Genomic DNA, 17888 nt, shown 5'->3' with positions numbered 1-17888 from the left:
TCCAGGACGCGCCACTTTTTAGGGTTTCCAAGTGAATTCCTGATATTGGTAATACCGATATCGAAAACCGTGCGCTCTTAGCTCAGCTGGATAGAGTACCTGGCTACGAACCAGGCGGTCGGAGGTTCGAATCCTCCAGAGCGCGCCACTATTTAGGGTTTCCAAGTGAACTCCTGATGTTGGTAACACCGATATCGAAAACCGTGCGTCCTTAGCTCAGCTGGATAGAGTACCTGGCTACGAACCAGGCGGTCGGAGGTTCGAATCCTCCAGGACGCGCCACTATTTAGGGCTTCTTTCTTACAAGAATGAAATCCTAGTATTGAGTCTTATCTTTGATAAGTCTTTGATACTAAAAACCGCGCGCTCTTAGCTCAGCTGGATAGAGTACCTGGCTACGAACCAGGCGGTCGGAGGTTCGAATCCTCCAGAGCGCGCCACTATTTAAAGAAAGCCTCGTTTTTACGAGGTTTTTTTTCGTCTGAAGCTTTTTATGTTAACCAAATGTTAACCTTTCATCCTTTGTAACTTATTGTATTTATTATAATTAGTTATATTCGATTGCTTATTCCACCTTTCTCATATCATTTTCCAAAAACAGTCCAATTAAGTCGCAGTTTATTCATCTGAAAATCATTAATTTGCCAGATTTATGTGATCTGCATGGCGAATAATTAACCTAAAGTGTGTGTTATCCGTAACACAGCCTTAAACAAAATTGACAATCTTTTACCAATCGAGATAATCCTTGGGTCGGGATCATAATTCGCTGAAATCCTGTACACATGTCAGGATGACAAAGAAAGGAAGCAACATGACTAATATAGGAAGCCTGCTAGGAGATGCGGCAACCCTAATGGTGACAGGTATGTCTGTCGTCTTTATCTTCTTAACTATTCTCGTTTATCTCGTTCGGTTGATGTCAAAACTGGTACCAGAAGAAGTACCTGAGCCGATCGCTGCACCTAAAACAATTCAAAAATCACAATCAACACCTTCTGCTGTTAGCCCACAGGTTGTGGCAGCAATTTCGAGCGCGGTTCATCAATATCGTGTTTCGACTGCTAAGTAGCATTTAAAGGATTAAAAGGAGTTAATGAGCATGTCTAAACCACTAGCTATCACAGACGTGGTACTTCGTGACGCCCATCAGTCACTATTTGCTACAAGAATGCGTATCGAGGATATGCTGCCAATCGCAGCGGAACTGGATAAAGTTGGATACTGGTCTCTTGAAACTTGGGGCGGTGCAACCTTTGATTCATGTATTCGTTTCTTGGGAGAAGATCCTTGGGAGCGTCTGCGTGAGCTTAAAAAAGCGATGCCAAACACCCCAATGCAAATGCTACTTCGTGGTCAAAACCTTTTAGGCTACCGTCATTATGCAGACGACGTGGTAGAGAAATTTGTAGAACGTGCGCACAAAAATGGTATGGATGTATTCCGTATTTTTGATGCAATGAATGATGTACGTAACTTTGAGAAAGCGGTAAAGGCAACGGTTGATGTTGGCGCACACGCTCAAGGCACACTGTCGTACACCACAAGCCCAGTACACAACGCTGATACTTGGGTTGATCTCGCTAAGCGCTTGGAAGATCTTGGCTGTCACTCACTTTGTATCAAAGATATGTCTGGCCTACTGAAGCCTTACGAAGCCGAAGAGCTGATCACGCGCATTAAAGCATCGTGTGATGTTCCTCTTGCACTTCACAGCCACGCGACAACCGGTTTATCAACGGCAACAGCTGTAAAAGCGGTTGAAGCAGGTATTGATATTCTAGATACCGCGATCTCTTCAATGAGCTGTACGTATGGTCACACACCGACAGAAACGGTTGTGGCGATGCTTGAGGGTACAGAGCGTGCAACCGGTCTTAAGCTTGACCAAATCGAACCAATCGCTGCTTACTTCCGTGAAGTTCGTAAGAAGTACGCGAAATGGGAAGGCCAACTGAAAGGTGTCGACTCACGTATCCTTATCGCTCAAGTACCAGGTGGTATGTTGACGAATATGGAAGGTCAACTGAAAGAGCAAGGTGCTGCGGATCGCATGGACGAAGTTCTTGAAGAGATCCCACGCGTACGTAAAGAGCTTGGTTACATCCCATTAGTAACGCCAACTTCTCAAATCGTTGGTACTCAAGCGGTGATCAATGTCCTAACGGGTGAGCGCTATAAGAGCATTACTAAAGAAACTGCAGGTCTATTGAAAGGCGAATACGGCCAAGCACCTGCTGAGGTTGATGCGGAACTGCAAGCGAAAGTTCTGGACGGTGCTGAGCCAATCACATGTCGTCCAGCTGACCTGCTTAAGTCTGAAATGGATGAGCTAACCACTGATTTGCTAGAAAAAGCAAAAGCAGAGGGTATCTCTCTGGCTGAAGATACAGTCGATGATGTACTGACTTATGCATTGTTCCCACAAGTGGGTCTTAAATTCCTTAAGAACCGTCGTAACCCTGAAGCCTTTGAGCCAGCACCGGGCACGGAAGTCGAAGCACCTGCTGTGGCTCCAACGGCAGCACCAGCGGCTGGTGGCATTGAAAGCTACAGCGTGAAGGTGGATGGTCAAGTTTACGATGTCGAAGTTGGTCCTCAAGGTCAACTCACTTCAGTGTCTCCTGCATCACAAGCGGCTCCACAAGCTGCGGCTGCTGCACCTGTGTCATCGAACGCAGAATCAGTGCCAGCGCCACTGGCTGGTAACATCTTCAAGGTAAACGTACAACCGGGTGCTCAGGTGGCAGAAGGTGATGTTCTACTTATCCTAGAAGCGATGAAGATGGAGACAGAGGTTCGTGCGGCACGCGGTGGTATCGTACAAGAGCTTAATGTTAAAGAAGGCGATGCAGTTACTGTAGGCGCTCCACTACTAAGCTTGGCGTAAGGGAGTACCATGGAAGGATTGATGACCTTATGGTCTGAAACGGGTATTGCTAACTTTGAGTTTGGCCAAATCTGCATGATGTTGGTTGGCTGCTTATTGTTGTTCTTGGCAATTCGTAAAGGATTTGAACCCTTACTGCTGTTACCAATTGGTTTCGGTGCAGTATTAGCAAACATTCCTAATGCTGGCTTTACTGAGCCGGGTGGTCTGCTGTACTACGTCTACTACATCGGGATCGAAACGGGTATCTTCCCACTGCTGATCTTTATGGGTGTGGGCGCGATGACGGACTTCGGTGCGTTGATCGCTAACCCTAAAACATTGTGGTTAGGTGCAGCAGCTCAGTTTGGTATCTTTGCTACTCTGTTTGGCGCAATTTTGCTTAACTATATTCCAGGTATGGAATTTACGATGGCAGATGCTTCATCCATCGCGATCATTGGTGGTGCCGATGGCCCGACTGCGATCTTCTTGGCAAGTAAGCTCTCCCCTGATCTCTTAGGTGCGATCGCGGTAGCGGCATACAGCTACATGGCACTGGTTCCTATCATTCAGCCGCCGATCATGAAGGCGCTAACGTCACCTGAAGAGCGTAAGATCCAGATGGCGCAACTGCGTCACGTGAGCAAAGGCGAGAAGATCCTTTTCCCACTTGCTGTATTGCTGATGACGATTCTATTCCTACCATCGGCAACGCCGCTAGTGGGTATGTTCTGTCTTGGTAACCTGATGCGTGAAGCGGGTGTGGTCGATCGTCTGTCGAAGACGGCTCAAAATGAGCTGATCAACGTGGTGACTATCTTCCTAGGCCTTGGTGTTGGCTCTAAGCTGCAAGCGGATACGTTCTTGAACTTAGAGACTCTTGGTATTCTTGGCTTAGGTGCGGTTGCCTTCAGTATTGGTACTGCAGGTGGTGTCCTCATGGCGAAGCTACTGAACAAGTTCTCTAAGGAAGACATCAACCCACTTATCGGTGCTGCAGGTGTATCAGCGGTACCAATGGCGGCGCGTGTTGTGAACAAGGTTGGTCTTGAAGCTAACCCACAAAACTTCCTGCTCATGCATGCTATGGGTCCAAACGTAGCTGGCGTATTGGGTAGTGCGGTAGCCGCAGGTATCTTGTTGGCGCTGGTAGGTTAACCCGATTGTGTGTTGTCAAGCGGTTGAGTTAATTGGTGGTTAATTTTCCAACCAGTGGTTAACTTAGCCCAACAAAATGGTTTATAGTCGAAGGGATGCTTGTGCATCCCTTTCTTTTATTCGTTAGGTTTTAACTAATTAGGGACGTGTTGAAATGGAAAATAGACAGATAGCGATTACTGAGTTTGGTGGGGTAGAGAACCTTGTACTTCAAACCGGTGCGATTCCAGAGCCTCAAGAAGGCGAAGTAGTGGTGAAGGTCGCGTTTTCCGGCGTTAACCCAATTGATGTTAAAACCCGTGCCGGGCTAGGTTGGGCGGCAGCGCAGAACAAAGATAACCTGCCTTGGGTACCTGGCTATGATATTTCTGGCCAAGTGGTTGCCTGCGGCGCGTCTGCAGAGCGTTTCGCCGTCGGTGCGAATGTTGCGGGCTTTATTGGTTTTCCACTGCAAGGTGGTGGTTACAGTCAGTATGTCTCTGTACCAGAGACTGCGTTGAGTGCGGTGCCTGACGCTGTGACACTGGAAGCTGCCGCTGCGCTGCCATTGGCAAGTCAAACTGCCGCACAGGCGCTAAACAAAGCCGAAGTGAAAGAGGGCGACCGCGTACTCATTCTTGCGGGTGCTGGTGGCGTTGGTCACCTAGCGGTGCAGATTGCCGTCGCAGCAAAAGCTGAGGTATACACCACGTGTAGCGAAGCTAATTTGGATTACCTTGCCACGCTTGGCGCTCATGCCATCAATTATAAGTTTGCGCCCGCTTCAGAGCGTGTGTCTGATGTTGATGTGTTGATTGACCTTGTTGGTGGTGATACCGCTCTCGATGCACTTAAGTGTTTAAAAGATGGTGCGCGTGTCGTGACTGTTCCGACACTCTCTGCAGAGCTTATTTGCGAGAAGGCTCAACTGCTGGGCTTTACGGCTACGGGTATGTTGGTTGAGCCTCAGCCAGAGCAGATGGACACCATGCTCTACATGGTCAGCGTCGGGCTTCTAAAAACAGAAGTGCAACGCATCTTCCCGATGGAAGAGGCACAAGCCGCACATTTACAGGTTGAAACCGGCCACACAAGAGGCAAAGTCTTACTGGATATGAAGTGTTAGAATCATTTAATTCACTGTTTGAAACCATAGCGCTGTGGTTCTCGGATTCCGCGCTATGGGTATTATTCATTAGTGGTTTTCTCAGTGCCACACTACTACCTGGAGGTTCAGAAGCCAGTCTTATCGCAGCTTTGAGCCTCAATCAGTTTTCTACTTTCTCAATTATTTTAATCGCGACTTTAGGTAATACCCTGGGCGGGTTAACCAACTATTGGATTGGTTTGTGGTTGCCGAATAGAACTCAATCCGAAAAGCACGGTCATAAAGCTATGTCTTGGCTGCAAAGATACGGTTATTGGACGTTATTGTTCAGCTGGTTGCCGGTGATTGGCGATCCTCTGTGTCTTGCTGCGGGTTGGCTTCGTATGAAGTTCCTGCCGAGTTTGATATTGATTGCGATAGGCAAGGCAGCGCGTTACAGCCTATTGGCTGGCATTTATTTCGGTTTTTTCTAAGGAGAACCTATGAAGAAGGTTTTACTGGGTACATTTTCTCTTATTGCCCTTGCAGGGTGTTCTCATCAAGTACCTAGCTCAACTTCCCTGTTTTCTTCACTGCCAGAAGGCATAACCCTGATTGATGAAGTGGAGCCTTCTAGCGATAAAGTGGTCATTCCCTACACCAAGTATCAGTTAGATAATGGTTTGACCGTTATCCTCTCTCCTGATGATTCAGATCCCTTGGTTCACGTTGATGTCACGTATCACGTAGGCTCTGCACGAGAAGAGATCGGCAAGTCTGGTTTCGCGCATTTCTTTGAGCACATGATGTTCCAAGGCTCAGAGCACGTTGGTGACCAAGAGCACTTTAAGATCATCACCGAAGCGGGTGGCACGCTGAACGGCACTACTAACCGCGATCGAACGAACTACTTTGAAACGGTGCCATCAAACCAGCTTGAGAAGATGCTGTGGTTAGAGTCCGATCGCATGGGTTACTTACTGGATGCGGTTTCTCAACGAAAATTTGAGATCCAACGAGACACGGTTAAGAACGAGCGTGCTCAAAACTACGAAAACCGCCCTTATGGCTTGATGTGGGAACGCATGGGTGAGGCACTCTACCCTGAAGGGCACCCATACTCATGGCAGCCAATTGGTTATGTTGAGGATCTGGATCGCGTCGACGTGAACGATCTGAAAGCCTTTTTCCTTCGCTGGTATGGCCCAAACAATGCAGTGCTGACGATTGGTGGTGACATTGATGTTGAAGATACTCTGGAATGGGTTAACAAGTACTTTGGACCAATCCCAAGAGGGCCAGAGGTTGAGAGTGCTGAGAAACAGCCAGCAGTGCTCACCGAAGACAAGTACATCACGCTTGAAGATAACATTCGTCAGCCGATGGTACTGGTGGGTTGGCCAACTACGTATCGTGGCGAAGAAACACAAGCCACGTTGAATGCGTTATCTAACGTATTAGGTAAGGGCACCAACAGCTACCTCTATCAGAATCTTGTTAAGACTCAAAAGGCCGTGAGCTCTGGCTCTTTCCATGATTGTGGTGAGCTCGCGTGTACCCTGTATGTGTATGCGATGGGTGACTCGGGCCAGAAAGGCGACCTGACAGAGCTGAACAAAGCACTGCTAGATACCTTAGATAAGTTCTCAAAAGAGGGCGTGACACAAGAGCGACTTGATCAGATCACCGGTATGGCAGAAGCCAATGCCGTCTTTGCGCTGCAGAGCGTGCGCGGTAAAGTGTCTCAGCTTGCCTCAAACGAAACCTTCTATGGTCAGCCTGATCGCATTGAATCCCAGTTAGAGCAGATTCGAGCGGTAACCCCAGAGCGAGTGGCACAAGCCTATCAAGATTTTGTACAAGATAAGCACAAGGTTACATTGAGTGTGGTTCCTCGTCGTCAGTTGGACTTAGCGGTTAGAGAAGCGACCTTTGTGACTCCGCCACGCACCTTGCCAGAATATACCAAGGTGACGGAAGACCAATTAGAGTTTAGAAAGGCGCCGCTGACCTTTGATCGCAGCGTGATGCCAGAAGTTACCTTTGGTGTGACCGCGACCATGCCTGAACTGTATCGAGTCCACTATGCCAATGGTGGTGAGCTGATTGGTACCGTGACTACAGAAACGCCGACCGTACAGCTGCAATTCCAACTGCCTGCTGGTGAGCGCTATGTCGCTAAAGGGCAAGAAGGTTTGGCTAACTTAACTGCGGCGATGATGGAAGAGGGCTCAACGCAGCGCTCAGTTGAAGAGTTACAGGCGACACTGGATAAATTGGGCAGCAGCGTTAGCATCAGCTCAGGCAGCTACACCACAGACATCTCGGTTTCATCTTTAGAGAAGAACTTAGCGCAAACATTGGCGATTGTTGAAGAGGTTCTATTTAGCCCTAAGTTTGACGAACAAGACTTCGCACGCGTTAAAAGACAAATGCTTGAAGGGGTGGTGTACCAACACCAGCAACCGAGTTGGATGGCCTCTCAGGCAACGCGTGAAGTCCTGTTTGGAGACAGCTTATTTGGACGTTCGAGTGATGGTACCGAAGCGTCACTTAAGTCATTAACCTTGGATGATGTAAAAGAGTTTTACAATCAACACTATACTCCTGAAGGGGCGAATATTGTTATTGTAGGCGACATCTCGAAAAGGGAGGCTGAAAAGCAGCTAAACTTCTTTAAAGAATGGCAGGGCGATGCGGCACCTCTGACGCGTCCGCAGATCATCACGCCATTGGAAGGTCGTCACCTGTATCTAGTTGATAAACCACATGCACCGCAAAGTATTGTGCGCTTAGTGCGTAAGGGCCTGCCTTTCGATGCGACTGGAGAACAGTACCTTGCTCAACTGGCTAACTTTAACTTGGCGGGTAACTTCAACAGCCGAGTGAATCAGAACCTACGTGAAGACAAAGGCTATACCTACGGGGCAAGCGGCTACTTTGCAAGTAACCGTGAAACAGGAGCGGTGGTATTTAGCGCTCAGGTACGCGCCAATTCAACCGTGGCCTCAATTGAAGAGTTTATCAATGAACTGAATGAGTTTAGCCAGAGTGGATTAACTGATGAAGAGGTGAAATTTATGCGCCTTGCCGTCGGTCAACAAGATGCACTCAAATACGAAACACCAAGCCAGAAAGCGGGACTGCTAAGTAACATCGTGACCTTAGGTCTTGATGAAGACTACCTTAAGCAGCGCAACGAGATAGTCGACAACGTCTCTAAAGAGCAGCTTAATGAGCTCGCTAAGCGTTGGTTTGACCCGAATGATTATCAAATTATCGTCGTGGGTGACGCAGCTTCGCTTCGTCCACAACTAGAAAAGTTAGATATTCCCATAGAAGAGCTTGAAATCATTCGTTAGAGTACACATTAAAGGGGGAGAAAAGAGAGAAGCTGTTTTTCTCTCCCAACCTAATTTATGATAGTTCTAATCAGAACGATATAAGATAAGTGAACTGAATTTTGACTGATTTTGCTGCGCGACTGAAGGAAGTTGCAACCAACCCAAAGACCTTTTCTCAGTTTGGTCGTGGCGTTGAGAGAGAAACGCTCCGTTACAAGGAAGATGGTCGTTTAGCGACTGGCCCTCACCCGAAAGCTTTGGGTTCTGCGTTAACCAACGAGTGGGTGACGACTGACTTTTCAGAATCGCTCCTTGAATTCATTACGCCAGTCTCGAATGACGTCCCGACACTTCTGAACCAGTTATCAGACATTCACCACTTTACGCAAACCAAGCTAGAGGGTGAAAAGCTGTGGCCACTGTCGATGCCTTGCTACGTTGGTAGCGAAGAAGACATTCAACTGGCGCAATACGGTACGTCGAACACAGGTAAAATGAAGACACTGTATCGTGAAGGCCTTAAGCGTCGTTACGGCAGTCTTATGCAGATCATCTCTGGTGTTCACTTCAATTTCTCATTCCCAGAAAGCTTCTGGGATAGCTTGTTTGGTGAGCAAACCGAACAAGAGCGTAGCGATGCTAAATCGGACGCTTACTTTGGCTTGATTCGTAACTATTACCGCTTTGGTTGGTTGATCCCATACTTCTTTGGTGCATCTCCTGCGCTTTGCTCTTCGTTCATTAAAGGCCGTGAAACTAACCTGCCGTTTGAACAGCTAGGTGGCACGCTTTACCTACCTAAGGCAACCGCTCTGCGATTGAGCGATCTTGGCTACACCAACAGTGCACAGAGCGTGCTTAAGATTGGTTTTAACAGCCTAGACCAATATCTTGAAGGGCTGAACAAAGCGATTCGCACACCATCACAAGAGTTTGCTGAAATCGGTATTAAAGTTGACGATGAATACCGTCAACTGAACAGCAACGTTCTGCAGATTGAAAATGAACTGTACGCACCAATTCGCCCTAAACGTGTGGCGAAAAGTGGTGAGAAACCGTCTGAAGCGCTAGCGCGCGGCGGTGTTGAGTACATTGAGGTTCGTTCATTGGATGTTAACCCGTTCAGCTCAATTGGTATTACCGAGCAGCAGGTTCGTTTCCTAGACCTATTCCTAACTTGGAGTGTTCTATCTGAGTCTGCTGAGATGGACAACTGCGAACTTGAGTGCTGGCGTGACAACTGGAACAAGGTGATCCTTGAAGGTCGTCAAGTGGGTCTTGAGCTGCAAATCGGTTGCCACGGCGAGAAACTGTCGCTGCAAGATTGGGCGAAGCGCGTGTTTAAAGATCTTCGCGTGATTGCTGAATTGATGGATGCTGAGCAAGGTGGCCGTGCTTACCAAGAGACATGCGACACCTTAGAAGCTTGGATTGATAATCCAGAACTGACGATCTCTGGCCAACTACTAGAAGAGACTAAGAAGCACGGCGGTTTAGGCAAGGTTGGCTGTGAGCTAGGTAAAGAGTACGCTCAGAAGCACCGTGATCACCAATACCAAGTCTACTCAGCAGAGCTGATGGAATCTGAGGTTGCACGTTCAGTGATGGCGCAGAAACAGGTCGAAGAGGCGAGTACTCAAGACTTTGATAGCTTCTTAGCTGATTACTTCTCGTACCTTAAAGCATAGCGAGTTTGTGGTGGAAAGGATTCAAGCCGTATCAAGTAACAAGCGTCGTCAGCTGCTATCTTCGGTCACTATGGGTGTTGCTGTTAGCCTCTTAGCTGGTTGTGCAACCCCTCCGCCTAAGAAGCAAGACAACCTGTGTAGTATCTTTCGAGAGAACCCGTCTTGGTATGACGATGCCGTCGATATGCAAGAAGAGTGGGGCACGCCAATTAATGTAGCGATGGCGTTTGTGAAACAAGAGAGTAGCTTTCGTCACGATGCCCGCCCACCGAAAGATTACCTGCTAGGCTTTATCCCATGGGGACATGTCAGCAGCGCTTATGGTTATGCTCAGGCGCAAGACCCTGCTTGGCAAGACTTTCAGAAAGCGACAGGACATGGTGGCTCTCGAACGAATTTTGACGACTCAATGATGTTCATTGGTTGGTATACTCATGAAACGCGTCGTCAACTTGGCATCTCGCTATGGGACCCATACAATCAGTATTTGGCTTATCACGAGGGTCGTGGTGGCTACAAACGTAAAACCTATAACAGCAAGCCATCACTTATTAAGGTGGCTCGTAAAGTTGAGCAGCAAGCGAAAGATTATGGTTGGCAACTGAAGCAGTGCCGCCAAGAACTGGAAGACAACCGGAGTTGGTTTTTCTAAACCGACCGTCATGGAGAAGAAGAATGCCTTTATTAGATAGTTTTACTGTGGATCACACACGCATGAATGCACCTGCGGTACGTGTGGCGAAAACCATGCAGACTCCTAAGGGAGATACCATCACAGTATTCGATTTACGTTTTACTGCACCGAATAAAGATATCCTGTCAGAGAAAGGAATTCACACTCTTGAGCACCTTTACGCTGGCTTTATGCGTGCGCACCTAAATGGCGAGCAAGTTGAAATCATCGATATCTCACCAATGGGCTGTCGTACTGGTTTCTACATGAGCCTGATTGGTACACCATCAGAGCAGCAAGTTGCTGACGCTTGGTTAGCGGCAATGGCCGACGTGCTGAAAGTTGAGAGCCAAAACAAGATTCCTGAGCTGAATGAATACCAGTGTGGCACAGCAGCGATGCACTCTCTAGAAGAAGCAAAAGAGATTGCTAAGGCTATTCTAGATGCGGGCATCTCAGTGAATAAGAATGATGAGCTGGCGCTACCAGAATCTATGCTTAAAGAGCTGAAGGTAGACTAAGTTCATTTCATCGTTCGTGAATTAAAAAAGCCCTGTTCTGAACTGACCCCATAAGGGTAAAGTTGAACAGGGCTTTTTGTTTGTCTGCTACATTGTGTCTGTCGAGTGACACTATGTATTAAAGCTGGTGGTCTCTTGCAGTATTTGAGGGAAAACGCGAACCAGTTTAATTCTGTTCTCTTCTAGCTCCACAATCTCCATTGGGTGACGTGCAACTTGAACACTTAGGTGGCTTTCTGGAATGTCTTCTAGGTGCTCTAGGATTAAACCGTTGAGCGTTCTTGGACCATCGGTCGGCAAACTCCACTGAAGCCCTTTGTTGATGTCTCGAATATTAGCGCTGCCTTCAATCAGGAAGCTACCGTCGCTTTGCGGTGTGATCTCTTCCGACAGGCTCGGTGCGATCGAGGTTGTGAATTCACCAACAATCTCTTCCAAGATATCTTCTAGTGTTACCAGGCCATTGATATCGCCATACTCATCAACAATCAAACCGATACGTTGCTTATTGCGTTGGAACTTTAGAAGCTGAATATTGAGTGGTGTTGCTTCAGGAATAAAGTACACCTCATCAGCCGCGCGCAGCAGTGTCTCTTTGTTGAATTCATTTTTTTCTAGCATCAAGCGGTACGCTTCTCGCAATCTCAACATACCCACTACTTCATCGATTTGATCGCGGTACAACACGATACGGCCATGAGGGGAGTGGGTCAGTTGTCGAACGATCGACTTCCAGTCATCATTGATGTCGATGCCCGTGATCTCGTTGCGTGGCACCATGATGTCATTCACCGTGACGTGCTCTAAATCGAGAATAGACACCAACATATCTTGGTGGCGCTGTGGAATCAGAGTACCTGCTTCATTCACCACCGTTCTTAATTCTTCAGAGCTGAGGTGGTCTGTAGCATCGTGATCCGCTTTTACGCCGATGATGCGGATAAAACCGTTAGTGATGAAGTTAACCAACATTACAAGTGGCGAAAGCACCTTCATTAGTATCGTTAGTACAATACTGCTGGCGTAAGAGACGCGCTCAGGGTAAAGAGAGGCGATGGTCTTTGGGGTTACTTCAGCAAACACCAGAACCACTAAGGTTAAGGCACCGGTTGCGATTGCCACACCAAGGTCGCCATAAATACGCATACCTAAGATAGTAGCGATGGCTGAAGCGAGAATATTAACGAGGTTGTTACCGATAAGGATAAGACCGATAAGGCGGTCAGGTCGGCTTAAGAGTTTTTCTACACGACGCGCACCCTTATGACCCGATTGGGATAGGTGTTTCAAACGGTAGCGGTTCAGGGACATCATGCCCGTTTCGGAACCAGAGAAATAACCAGAAATTACAATGAGACACGCGAGTAGCGCAAATAAGATACCCGTTGATATGTCGTCCAAAACTATTACTTTCCTAAATTTGTATCTTGATTAATTTATGACCGATGCAGATCGAGATGTCAACTGAATATAAAGTATGTCATACATTAAAGGCAAGGTGTGCACCTTGCCTTTAATAATGAACAATTAATTCAGAATGATTTCTTGAACAAAGCGACTACCGAAGTAGGCGAGTGTTAATAAGGTTGCACCCGCAAGCGCAAACCAAGTGACTTTTTGTCCGCGCCAACCTTTTTGGTAGTGACCCCATAGCAGAATGGAGTAGATCACCCAGGCGATAAAAGAGAGTACCGCTTTGTGGGCTTTGCCCTGAGCGAACATGTCTTGAACAAAAATGAAACCCGTTAATAGGGTACCGGTAAGCAAGCCGTTACCGATGAGAATAATCTTAAATAGTTGACGCTCTACCATCATCAGTGGCGGCAGGTTCGGGTTGATCACCAGTGCCTTTTTCTTCTTTAGCTTGTAATCGAGCCATGCCAGTTGCATTGCGTACAGAGCACCGATGGTGAGAGTTGCGTAGGAAAACAATGCCAACGAGATATGGATCAGCAGTTTAGGGTCATTCTCTAAGTGCTTAATAAAGGTGCTTGGGAGAAAAGCTGCGGCTAACAGATTAAGAGCAGCGAAGCTATACACGACAGGTAGAATGAACCATAGGCGACTTTTAAGCATCGCACCGCTCATCACAAGAGAGATGATAAAGCTGATTAGAGAGGCCACGTTGAGAATACTGAGATTTTGACCGCCAGCATTAAAGATCAAGTCACCCAGTAGCCAAGCGTGAAAAGCGATAGCAAGGAACGCGCTCACCAGTACCGTTTTGGCACGGATTCCTGTTTGATGTACAAGACCTGGGATGATCGTGGATATAGCCATTATGTATAGAAAGGCTGCTGCGATCGCAATTAGACTGTCCATGGTATCCATTTAAATGATTACTAATTCACGAATTATACCCTGCATCGCCCTTTGGGGCTATGGCGAACCTCACTCATTTATTGGTGAACAGCGCCCTATATCACACACCGCTATTATTAACCGCAGACAACGGGTATGACTCTATTCCACGCTAATGTATACTCACGGTAATAGTCGCAGGATTGAGCGAAGAGAAAACTATGTTTGATAACTTAACGGATCGTCTATCCAAAACGCTGAAGAATATCAGCGGTAAAGGTCGTCTGACCGAAGACAACATCAAGGATACGCTACGTGAAGTACGTATGGCGCTACTGGAAGCCGACGTTGCACTGCCGGTTGTCCGTGATTTCGTAAAGCGCGTTAAAGAAGGTGCGGTGGGTGTTGAGGTTTCTAAATCTCTAACTCCTGGCCAAGAATTTATTAAGATCGTTCAGGCTGAGCTTGAAGCAGTAATGGGTGAGTCTAATGAGGCTCTTAACCTAGCTGCGCAGCCGCCAGCAGTGATCTTGATGGCAGGTCTACAAGGTGCGGGTAAAACCACATCGGTAGGTAAGCTATCTAAGCTCCTAACTGAGCGTGACAAAAAGAAAGTAATGGTTGTGTCTGCCGACGTTTACCGTCCTGCGGCGATCAAACAACTTGAAACATTGGCTGCAGATGTTGGTGTGGACTTCTTCCCATCTTCAGCAGACCAAAAGCCTATCGATATTGCTAATGCAGCGATTGACCATGCGAAGAAGAAATTCTACGACGTGCTGCTTGTCGATACTGCCGGTCGCTTAGCGATCGACGAAGAGATGATGGGCGAGATCAAAGAGCTACATACGGCGATTAACCCAGTTGAGACGCTGTTTGTTGTTGATGCAATGACAGGTCAAGATGCGGCGAATACAGCGAAAGCCTTTGGTGATGCACTACCGCTAACTGGTGTGATCCTAACTAAGGTTGATGGTGATGCACGTGGTGGTGCGGCGCTTTCTGTACGTCATATCACAGGTAAGCCAATCAAGTTCTTGGGTGTGGGCGAGAAAACCGACGCGCTAGAACCGTTCCACCCAGATCGTGTTGCTTCTCGTATCCTAGGTATGGGTGACGTTCTGTCTCTTATCGAAGACCTACAGAAGAACGTAGACCAAGATAAAGCAGAGAAGCTGGCTAAGAAATTCAAAGAGAAGAAAGGTTTCGACCTTGAAGACTTCCGCGAGCAGCTAGGTCAAATGCAAAACATGGGCGGCATGATGGGCATGATGGATAAGCTTCCAGGCATGTCTCAGCTACCAGACAACGTAAAAGATAAAGTTGATGACAAGATGTTCAAGCAAATGGAAGCGATCATCAACTCTATGACCATGAAAGAGCGTCAGCGCCCTGAGCTTATTAAAGGCTCACGCAAGAAACGTATTGCGGCAGGTTCTGGTACTCAGGTACAAGATGTTAACCGTCTGCTTAAGCAGTTCACCCAGATGCAGAAGATGATGAAGAAAATGCAGAAAGGTGGCATGAAAGGCATGATGCGTAACATGCAAGGTATGATGGGTGGCATGGGCGGTGGCGGCATGGGTGGCGGTTTTAACCCATTCGGCCGCTAAGTCCTTCTTCCTATTAAGTTTGAGCTATCACCACCTAAGTTTGCGTAGTCAGTGAAATGCTCGCTGCGTTACTTTTCAGAGTGTTAGCTCTGTCACAGAAAGTGTACAGAGACTCTGTTGGCGAAAAAATAGCTAAACCCCTTGCATTGCCCCGGAATAAGAGTAAAATTCCGGGGCTTTAATTTGGCACGAGACCCCAAGTTATTTATTGATAAGTAGCTTCTGGGGTTAATTTATTTATTAAGAAAGCAAAGAGGACGACATGGTAACCATTCGTTTGGCACGTCACGGCGCTAAGAAGCGTCCATTCTATCAAATCGTAGTAGCGGACAGCCGCAATGCAGCAACTGGCCGTTTCATCGAGAAAGTAGGTTTCTTTAACCCTACTGCTCAAGGTCAAGAAGAAGGTCTACGTCTAGACCTAGATCGCGTTAACCACTGGGTTGGTCAAGGCGCATCTCTATCTGACCGCGTAGCTAAGCTAGTTAAAGACGCTCAAAAAGCGGCTTAATTTTACTTTAAAGTAGAAGACATAGCTTATGTCGATGAAGGATAAAGAAACGATGAGCAAGCAAGACGAAAAAATTGTTATGGGCAAGTTTGGTGCTACCTATGGCATTCGCGGCTGGCTGAAAGTTTTTTCCTACACAGACAATGCTGAAAGCATATTCGATTACACCCCTTGGTACATTAACCAAAAGGGTAAGTGGGTTGAGTTCAATGTTGAAAGCTGGAAGCGCCATAACAAAGGTATGGTGTGTAAGCTTGAAGGGCTTGAGGTTCGTGAAGAAGCTCATACTCTGACTAACTTTGAAATCGCTGTAGACCCGGCATCACTACCTGAATTGTCAGAAGATGAATTCTACTGGCGTGAATTGTTTGGTATGCAAGTTGTTACCACTAAGGGCTATTCCCTTGGTGAGGTCACTGACCTATTAGAAACTGGCTCAAACGATGTTCTAGTGGTGAAAGCAAATCTTAAAGATGCTTTTGGCCAAAAGGAACGGTTAATCCCGTACCTTGAAGAGCAAGTGATCAAAAAAGTTGATCGCGAAGCTCAACGGATCGAAGTTGACTGGGATCCTGGATTCTAATTCCAAAATTACAGAGCGAGAGAACACATGTGGGTTGGCGTAATTAGCCTTTTTCCTGAAATGTTCCGTTCTGTTACTGATTTTGGAGTAACAGGTCAAGCGGTTAAAAAAGGTCTTTTATCGATTGAGACATGGAATCCTCGAGATTTCACTCACGATAAACATCGCACTGTTGATGACAGACCTTACGGTGGTGGTCCTGGCATGTTAATGATGGTTCAGCCTTTGCGCGACGCTATTCATACTGCCAAGCAAGCATCACCGGGGAAGACGAAAGTTATCTATCTTTCACCTCAAGGTCGCAAGCTCGACCAGAAAGGTGTTGAAGAGCTGGCAACAAATGAGAATTTACTTCTTATCTGTGGCCGCTATGAAGGGGTAGATGAGCGCATCATTCAATCAGAAGTCGACGAAGAATGGTCGATTGGTGATTTTGTGATGACGGGTGGCGAACTGCCAGCCATGACGTTAATTGACTCGGTCTCACGGTTTATTCCGGGAGTCCTAGGTGATTTCGCGTCAGCAGAAGAGGATTCTTTTGCAAATGGTTTGCTAGATTGCCCTCACTATACGCGCCCTGAGGTGCTAGACGACAAAGAAGTGCCTTCGGTACTCAAGTCTGGAAACCATAAGGACATTCGTCGCTGGCGATTAAAGCAATCGCTAGGCCGTACTTGGCTAAGAAGACCAGAACTCCTGGAAAACCTAGCTCTGACTGACGAACAGGAACAATTACTGGCTGAATTCATTAAAGAGCAACGCTCTTAACGAAAAGCAAGCAGTAACCTATTAAATTTAGTATCAGTTTATTCTAGGAATTTATACAAATGAGCAACATCATTAAAGCTCTTGAAGAAGAGCAACTAAAATCAGACCTTCCTAAATTCGCACCAGGTGACACTGTTGTAGTTCAGGTTAAGGTAAAAGAAGGTGACCGTGAGCGTCTACAGGCTTTCGAAGGCGTTGTAATCGCTATTCGTAACCGTGGTCTTCACTCTGCATTCACAGTTCGTAAGATCTCGAACGGTGAAGGTGTTGAGCGTACGTTCCAAACTCACTCTCCAATGGTTGATAGCATTGAAGTTAAACGCCGCGGTGCAGTACGTCGTGCCAAGCTGTACTACCTACGTGAGCGTTCTGGTAAGTCTGCTCGTATTAAAGAGAAGCTTGCTAAGAAGTAATTCTTTTTGCATTCTATCGATAAAAGCGGAGCCATTTGGCTCCGCTTTTTTGTGTGTGTTATTTAGAGTTTCGCAAGCAAGAGATCCCCAACTCGCTCGTTCCTCGCTCTTGGGGGGACGGATAGGTTTGAGGTATGGAGTTAGTGTAGAAAACTAAAGGAGATCGCCGCGGGCAACAGTGGCCGTCATCCTGACAGCGACATCAGAAATCTAGTTTTTCAATGACGATTGGAGAACAAGCCTGCGTATAACTGTCATTCCCCTAGACTGACGAAGGAAGGAGTAGGAAATCTCTTTCAGCAAGCACTAATTCACCAGTAATAAAAAAGGATTGACGCAAAACGCCAACCCTCAACAATTCTTCTCGAATCTCGAAT

At 47.0% G+C, this 17888-nt stretch carries 16 protein-coding genes and 3 tRNA genes; 17 read left to right on the top strand and 2 right to left on the bottom strand.

Going from position 1 to position 17888, the window contains the following annotated elements; genetic code table 11:
- Window positions 1-71 precede the first annotated feature (71 nt).
- From KI655_RS08035 to luxS, 12 genes are all read left to right on the top strand, one after another.
- Window positions 72-148: transfer RNA gene (locus KI655_RS08035), tRNA-Arg, on the top strand.
- A 57-nt stretch (window positions 149-205) separates the two neighbouring features.
- Window positions 206-282 (top strand) — tRNA-Arg (locus KI655_RS08030).
- An 81-nt stretch (window positions 283-363) separates the two neighbouring features.
- Window positions 364-440 (top strand) — tRNA-Arg (locus KI655_RS08025).
- 374 nt (window positions 441-814) lie between these two features.
- Window positions 815-1072, top strand: a complete 258-nt coding sequence (locus KI655_RS08020) for an oxaloacetate decarboxylase subunit gamma (protein ID WP_032549775.1) — start codon at window positions 815-817, stop codon at window positions 1070-1072.
- Window positions 1073-1102: 30 nt separating this feature from the next.
- On the top strand, window positions 1103-2890 hold the full coding sequence (gene oadA / locus KI655_RS08015) for a sodium-extruding oxaloacetate decarboxylase subunit alpha (RefSeq protein WP_285403520.1): 1788 nt from the start codon (window positions 1103-1105) through the stop codon (window positions 2888-2890).
- Between the two features lie 9 nt (window positions 2891-2899).
- Window positions 2900-4030 (top strand): sodium ion-translocating decarboxylase subunit beta, encoded by a 1131-nt coding sequence (locus tag KI655_RS08010; RefSeq protein ID WP_239841219.1) that lies wholly within the window; start codon window positions 2900-2902, stop codon window positions 4028-4030.
- A gap of 154 nt (window positions 4031-4184) precedes the next feature.
- Window positions 4185-5135 (top strand): NADP-dependent oxidoreductase, encoded by a 951-nt coding sequence (locus KI655_RS08005; protein ID WP_285403519.1) that lies wholly within the window; start codon window positions 4185-4187, stop codon window positions 5133-5135.
- Window positions 5129-5590 carry a YqaA family protein gene (locus KI655_RS08000; protein WP_285403518.1) on the top strand — a complete coding sequence of 154 codons (462 nt, stop codon included), beginning with the start codon at window positions 5129-5131 and terminating at the stop codon, window positions 5588-5590. The genes KI655_RS08005 and KI655_RS08000 overlap by 7 nt, the downstream gene beginning before the upstream one ends.
- A 9-nt stretch (window positions 5591-5599) precedes the next feature.
- Window positions 5600-8458: a pitrilysin family protein gene (locus KI655_RS07995; protein WP_285403517.1), complete on the top strand. Its 2859-nt coding sequence runs from the start codon at window positions 5600-5602 to the stop codon at window positions 8456-8458.
- Window positions 8459-8559: 101 nt separating this feature from the next.
- Window positions 8560-10128 carry a glutamate--cysteine ligase gene (gshA, locus tag KI655_RS07990; protein WP_285403516.1) on the top strand — a complete coding sequence of 523 codons (1569 nt, stop codon included), beginning with the start codon at window positions 8560-8562 and terminating at the stop codon, window positions 10126-10128.
- A 70-nt stretch (window positions 10129-10198) separates the two neighbouring features.
- Window positions 10199-10780 carry a hypothetical protein gene (locus KI655_RS07985; RefSeq protein WP_285403521.1) on the top strand — a complete coding sequence of 194 codons (582 nt, stop codon included), beginning with the start codon at window positions 10199-10201 and terminating at the stop codon, window positions 10778-10780.
- Window positions 10781-10803: 23 nt separating this feature from the next.
- Entirely contained in the window at window positions 10804-11322 is a 519-nt protein-coding gene (gene luxS, locus KI655_RS07980) for an S-ribosylhomocysteine lyase (RefSeq protein WP_032549766.1), read from the top strand.
- A gap of 111 nt (window positions 11323-11433) precedes the next feature.
- Here luxS and KI655_RS07975 read toward each other — a convergent pair whose 3' ends face one another.
- Together KI655_RS07975 and KI655_RS07970 are read right to left on the bottom strand one after the other, a co-directional pair.
- Window positions 11434-12723, bottom strand: a complete 1290-nt coding sequence (locus KI655_RS07975; protein WP_285403515.1) for an HlyC/CorC family transporter — start codon at window positions 12721-12723, stop codon at window positions 11434-11436.
- Window positions 12724-12849: 126 nt separating this feature from the next.
- A complete protein-coding gene (locus KI655_RS07970) occupies window positions 12850-13644 on the bottom strand; it encodes an inner membrane protein YpjD (RefSeq protein ID WP_285403513.1) in 795 nt (264 codons plus the stop codon).
- Window positions 13645-13844: 200 nt separating this feature from the next.
- Here KI655_RS07970 and ffh point away from each other — a divergent pair, with 200 nt between their 5' ends.
- From ffh to rplS, 5 genes are all read left to right on the top strand, one after another.
- Window positions 13845-15236 (top strand): signal recognition particle protein, encoded by a 1392-nt coding sequence (gene ffh / locus KI655_RS07965; protein WP_285403511.1) that lies wholly within the window; start codon window positions 13845-13847, stop codon window positions 15234-15236.
- Between the two features lie 262 nt (window positions 15237-15498).
- Window positions 15499-15747 carry a 30S ribosomal protein S16 gene (rpsP, locus tag KI655_RS07960; protein WP_004410028.1) on the top strand — a complete coding sequence of 83 codons (249 nt, stop codon included), beginning with the start codon at window positions 15499-15501 and terminating at the stop codon, window positions 15745-15747.
- Window positions 15748-15775: 28 nt separating this feature from the next.
- Entirely contained in the window at window positions 15776-16330 is a 555-nt protein-coding gene (gene rimM, locus KI655_RS07955; RefSeq protein ID WP_032549760.1) for a ribosome maturation factor RimM, read from the top strand.
- A gap of 27 nt (window positions 16331-16357) precedes the next feature.
- Window positions 16358-17098 carry a tRNA (guanosine(37)-N1)-methyltransferase TrmD gene (gene trmD / locus KI655_RS07950; RefSeq protein ID WP_150869263.1) on the top strand — a complete coding sequence of 247 codons (741 nt, stop codon included), beginning with the start codon at window positions 16358-16360 and terminating at the stop codon, window positions 17096-17098.
- 59 nt (window positions 17099-17157) lie between these two features.
- Complete coding sequence (gene rplS, locus KI655_RS07945) at window positions 17158-17511, top strand: 50S ribosomal protein L19 (protein WP_032549758.1); 354 nt, start codon at window positions 17158-17160, stop codon at window positions 17509-17511.
- Window positions 17512-17888 lie beyond the last annotated feature (377 nt).

The organism is Vibrio sp. D404a (assembly GCF_030248535.1).
Classification (GTDB): Bacteria; Pseudomonadota; Gammaproteobacteria; order Enterobacterales; family Vibrionaceae; genus Vibrio.
Note: the sequence above shows the minus strand (reverse complement) of the source record. Positions and strands in the feature narration are given on the sequence as shown.

Excerpts from the sequence above, each read along its gene's own strand:
- KI655_RS08020 (WP_032549775.1), top strand. The coding sequence starts at position 815 with ATGACTAATATAGGAAGCCTGCTAGGAGATGCGGCAACCCTAATGGTG.
- oadA (WP_285403520.1), top strand. The coding sequence starts at position 1,103 with ATGTCTAAACCACTAGCTATCACAGACGTGGTACTTCGTGACGCCCAT.
- KI655_RS08010 (WP_239841219.1), top strand. The coding sequence starts at position 2,900 with ATGGAAGGATTGATGACCTTATGGTCTGAAACGGGTATTGCTAACTTT.
- KI655_RS08005 (WP_285403519.1), top strand. The coding sequence starts at position 4,185 with ATGGAAAATAGACAGATAGCGATTACTGAGTTTGGTGGGGTAGAGAAC.
- KI655_RS07995 (WP_285403517.1), top strand. The coding sequence starts at position 5,600 with ATGAAGAAGGTTTTACTGGGTACATTTTCTCTTATTGCCCTTGCAGGG.
- KI655_RS07985 (WP_285403521.1), top strand. The coding sequence starts at position 10,199 with ATGGGTGTTGCTGTTAGCCTCTTAGCTGGTTGTGCAACCCCTCCGCCT.
- luxS (WP_032549766.1), top strand. The coding sequence starts at position 10,804 with ATGCCTTTATTAGATAGTTTTACTGTGGATCACACACGCATGAATGCA.
- KI655_RS07970 (WP_285403513.1), bottom strand. The coding sequence starts at position 13,644 with ATGGACAGTCTAATTGCGATCGCAGCAGCCTTTCTATACATAATGGCT.
- ffh (WP_285403511.1), top strand. The coding sequence starts at position 13,845 with ATGTTTGATAACTTAACGGATCGTCTATCCAAAACGCTGAAGAATATC.
- rpsP (WP_004410028.1), top strand. The coding sequence starts at position 15,499 with ATGGTAACCATTCGTTTGGCACGTCACGGCGCTAAGAAGCGTCCATTC.
- rimM (WP_032549760.1), top strand. The coding sequence starts at position 15,776 with ATGTCGATGAAGGATAAAGAAACGATGAGCAAGCAAGACGAAAAAATT.
- trmD (WP_150869263.1), top strand. The coding sequence starts at position 16,358 with ATGTGGGTTGGCGTAATTAGCCTTTTTCCTGAAATGTTCCGTTCTGTT.
- rplS (WP_032549758.1), top strand. The coding sequence starts at position 17,158 with ATGAGCAACATCATTAAAGCTCTTGAAGAAGAGCAACTAAAATCAGAC.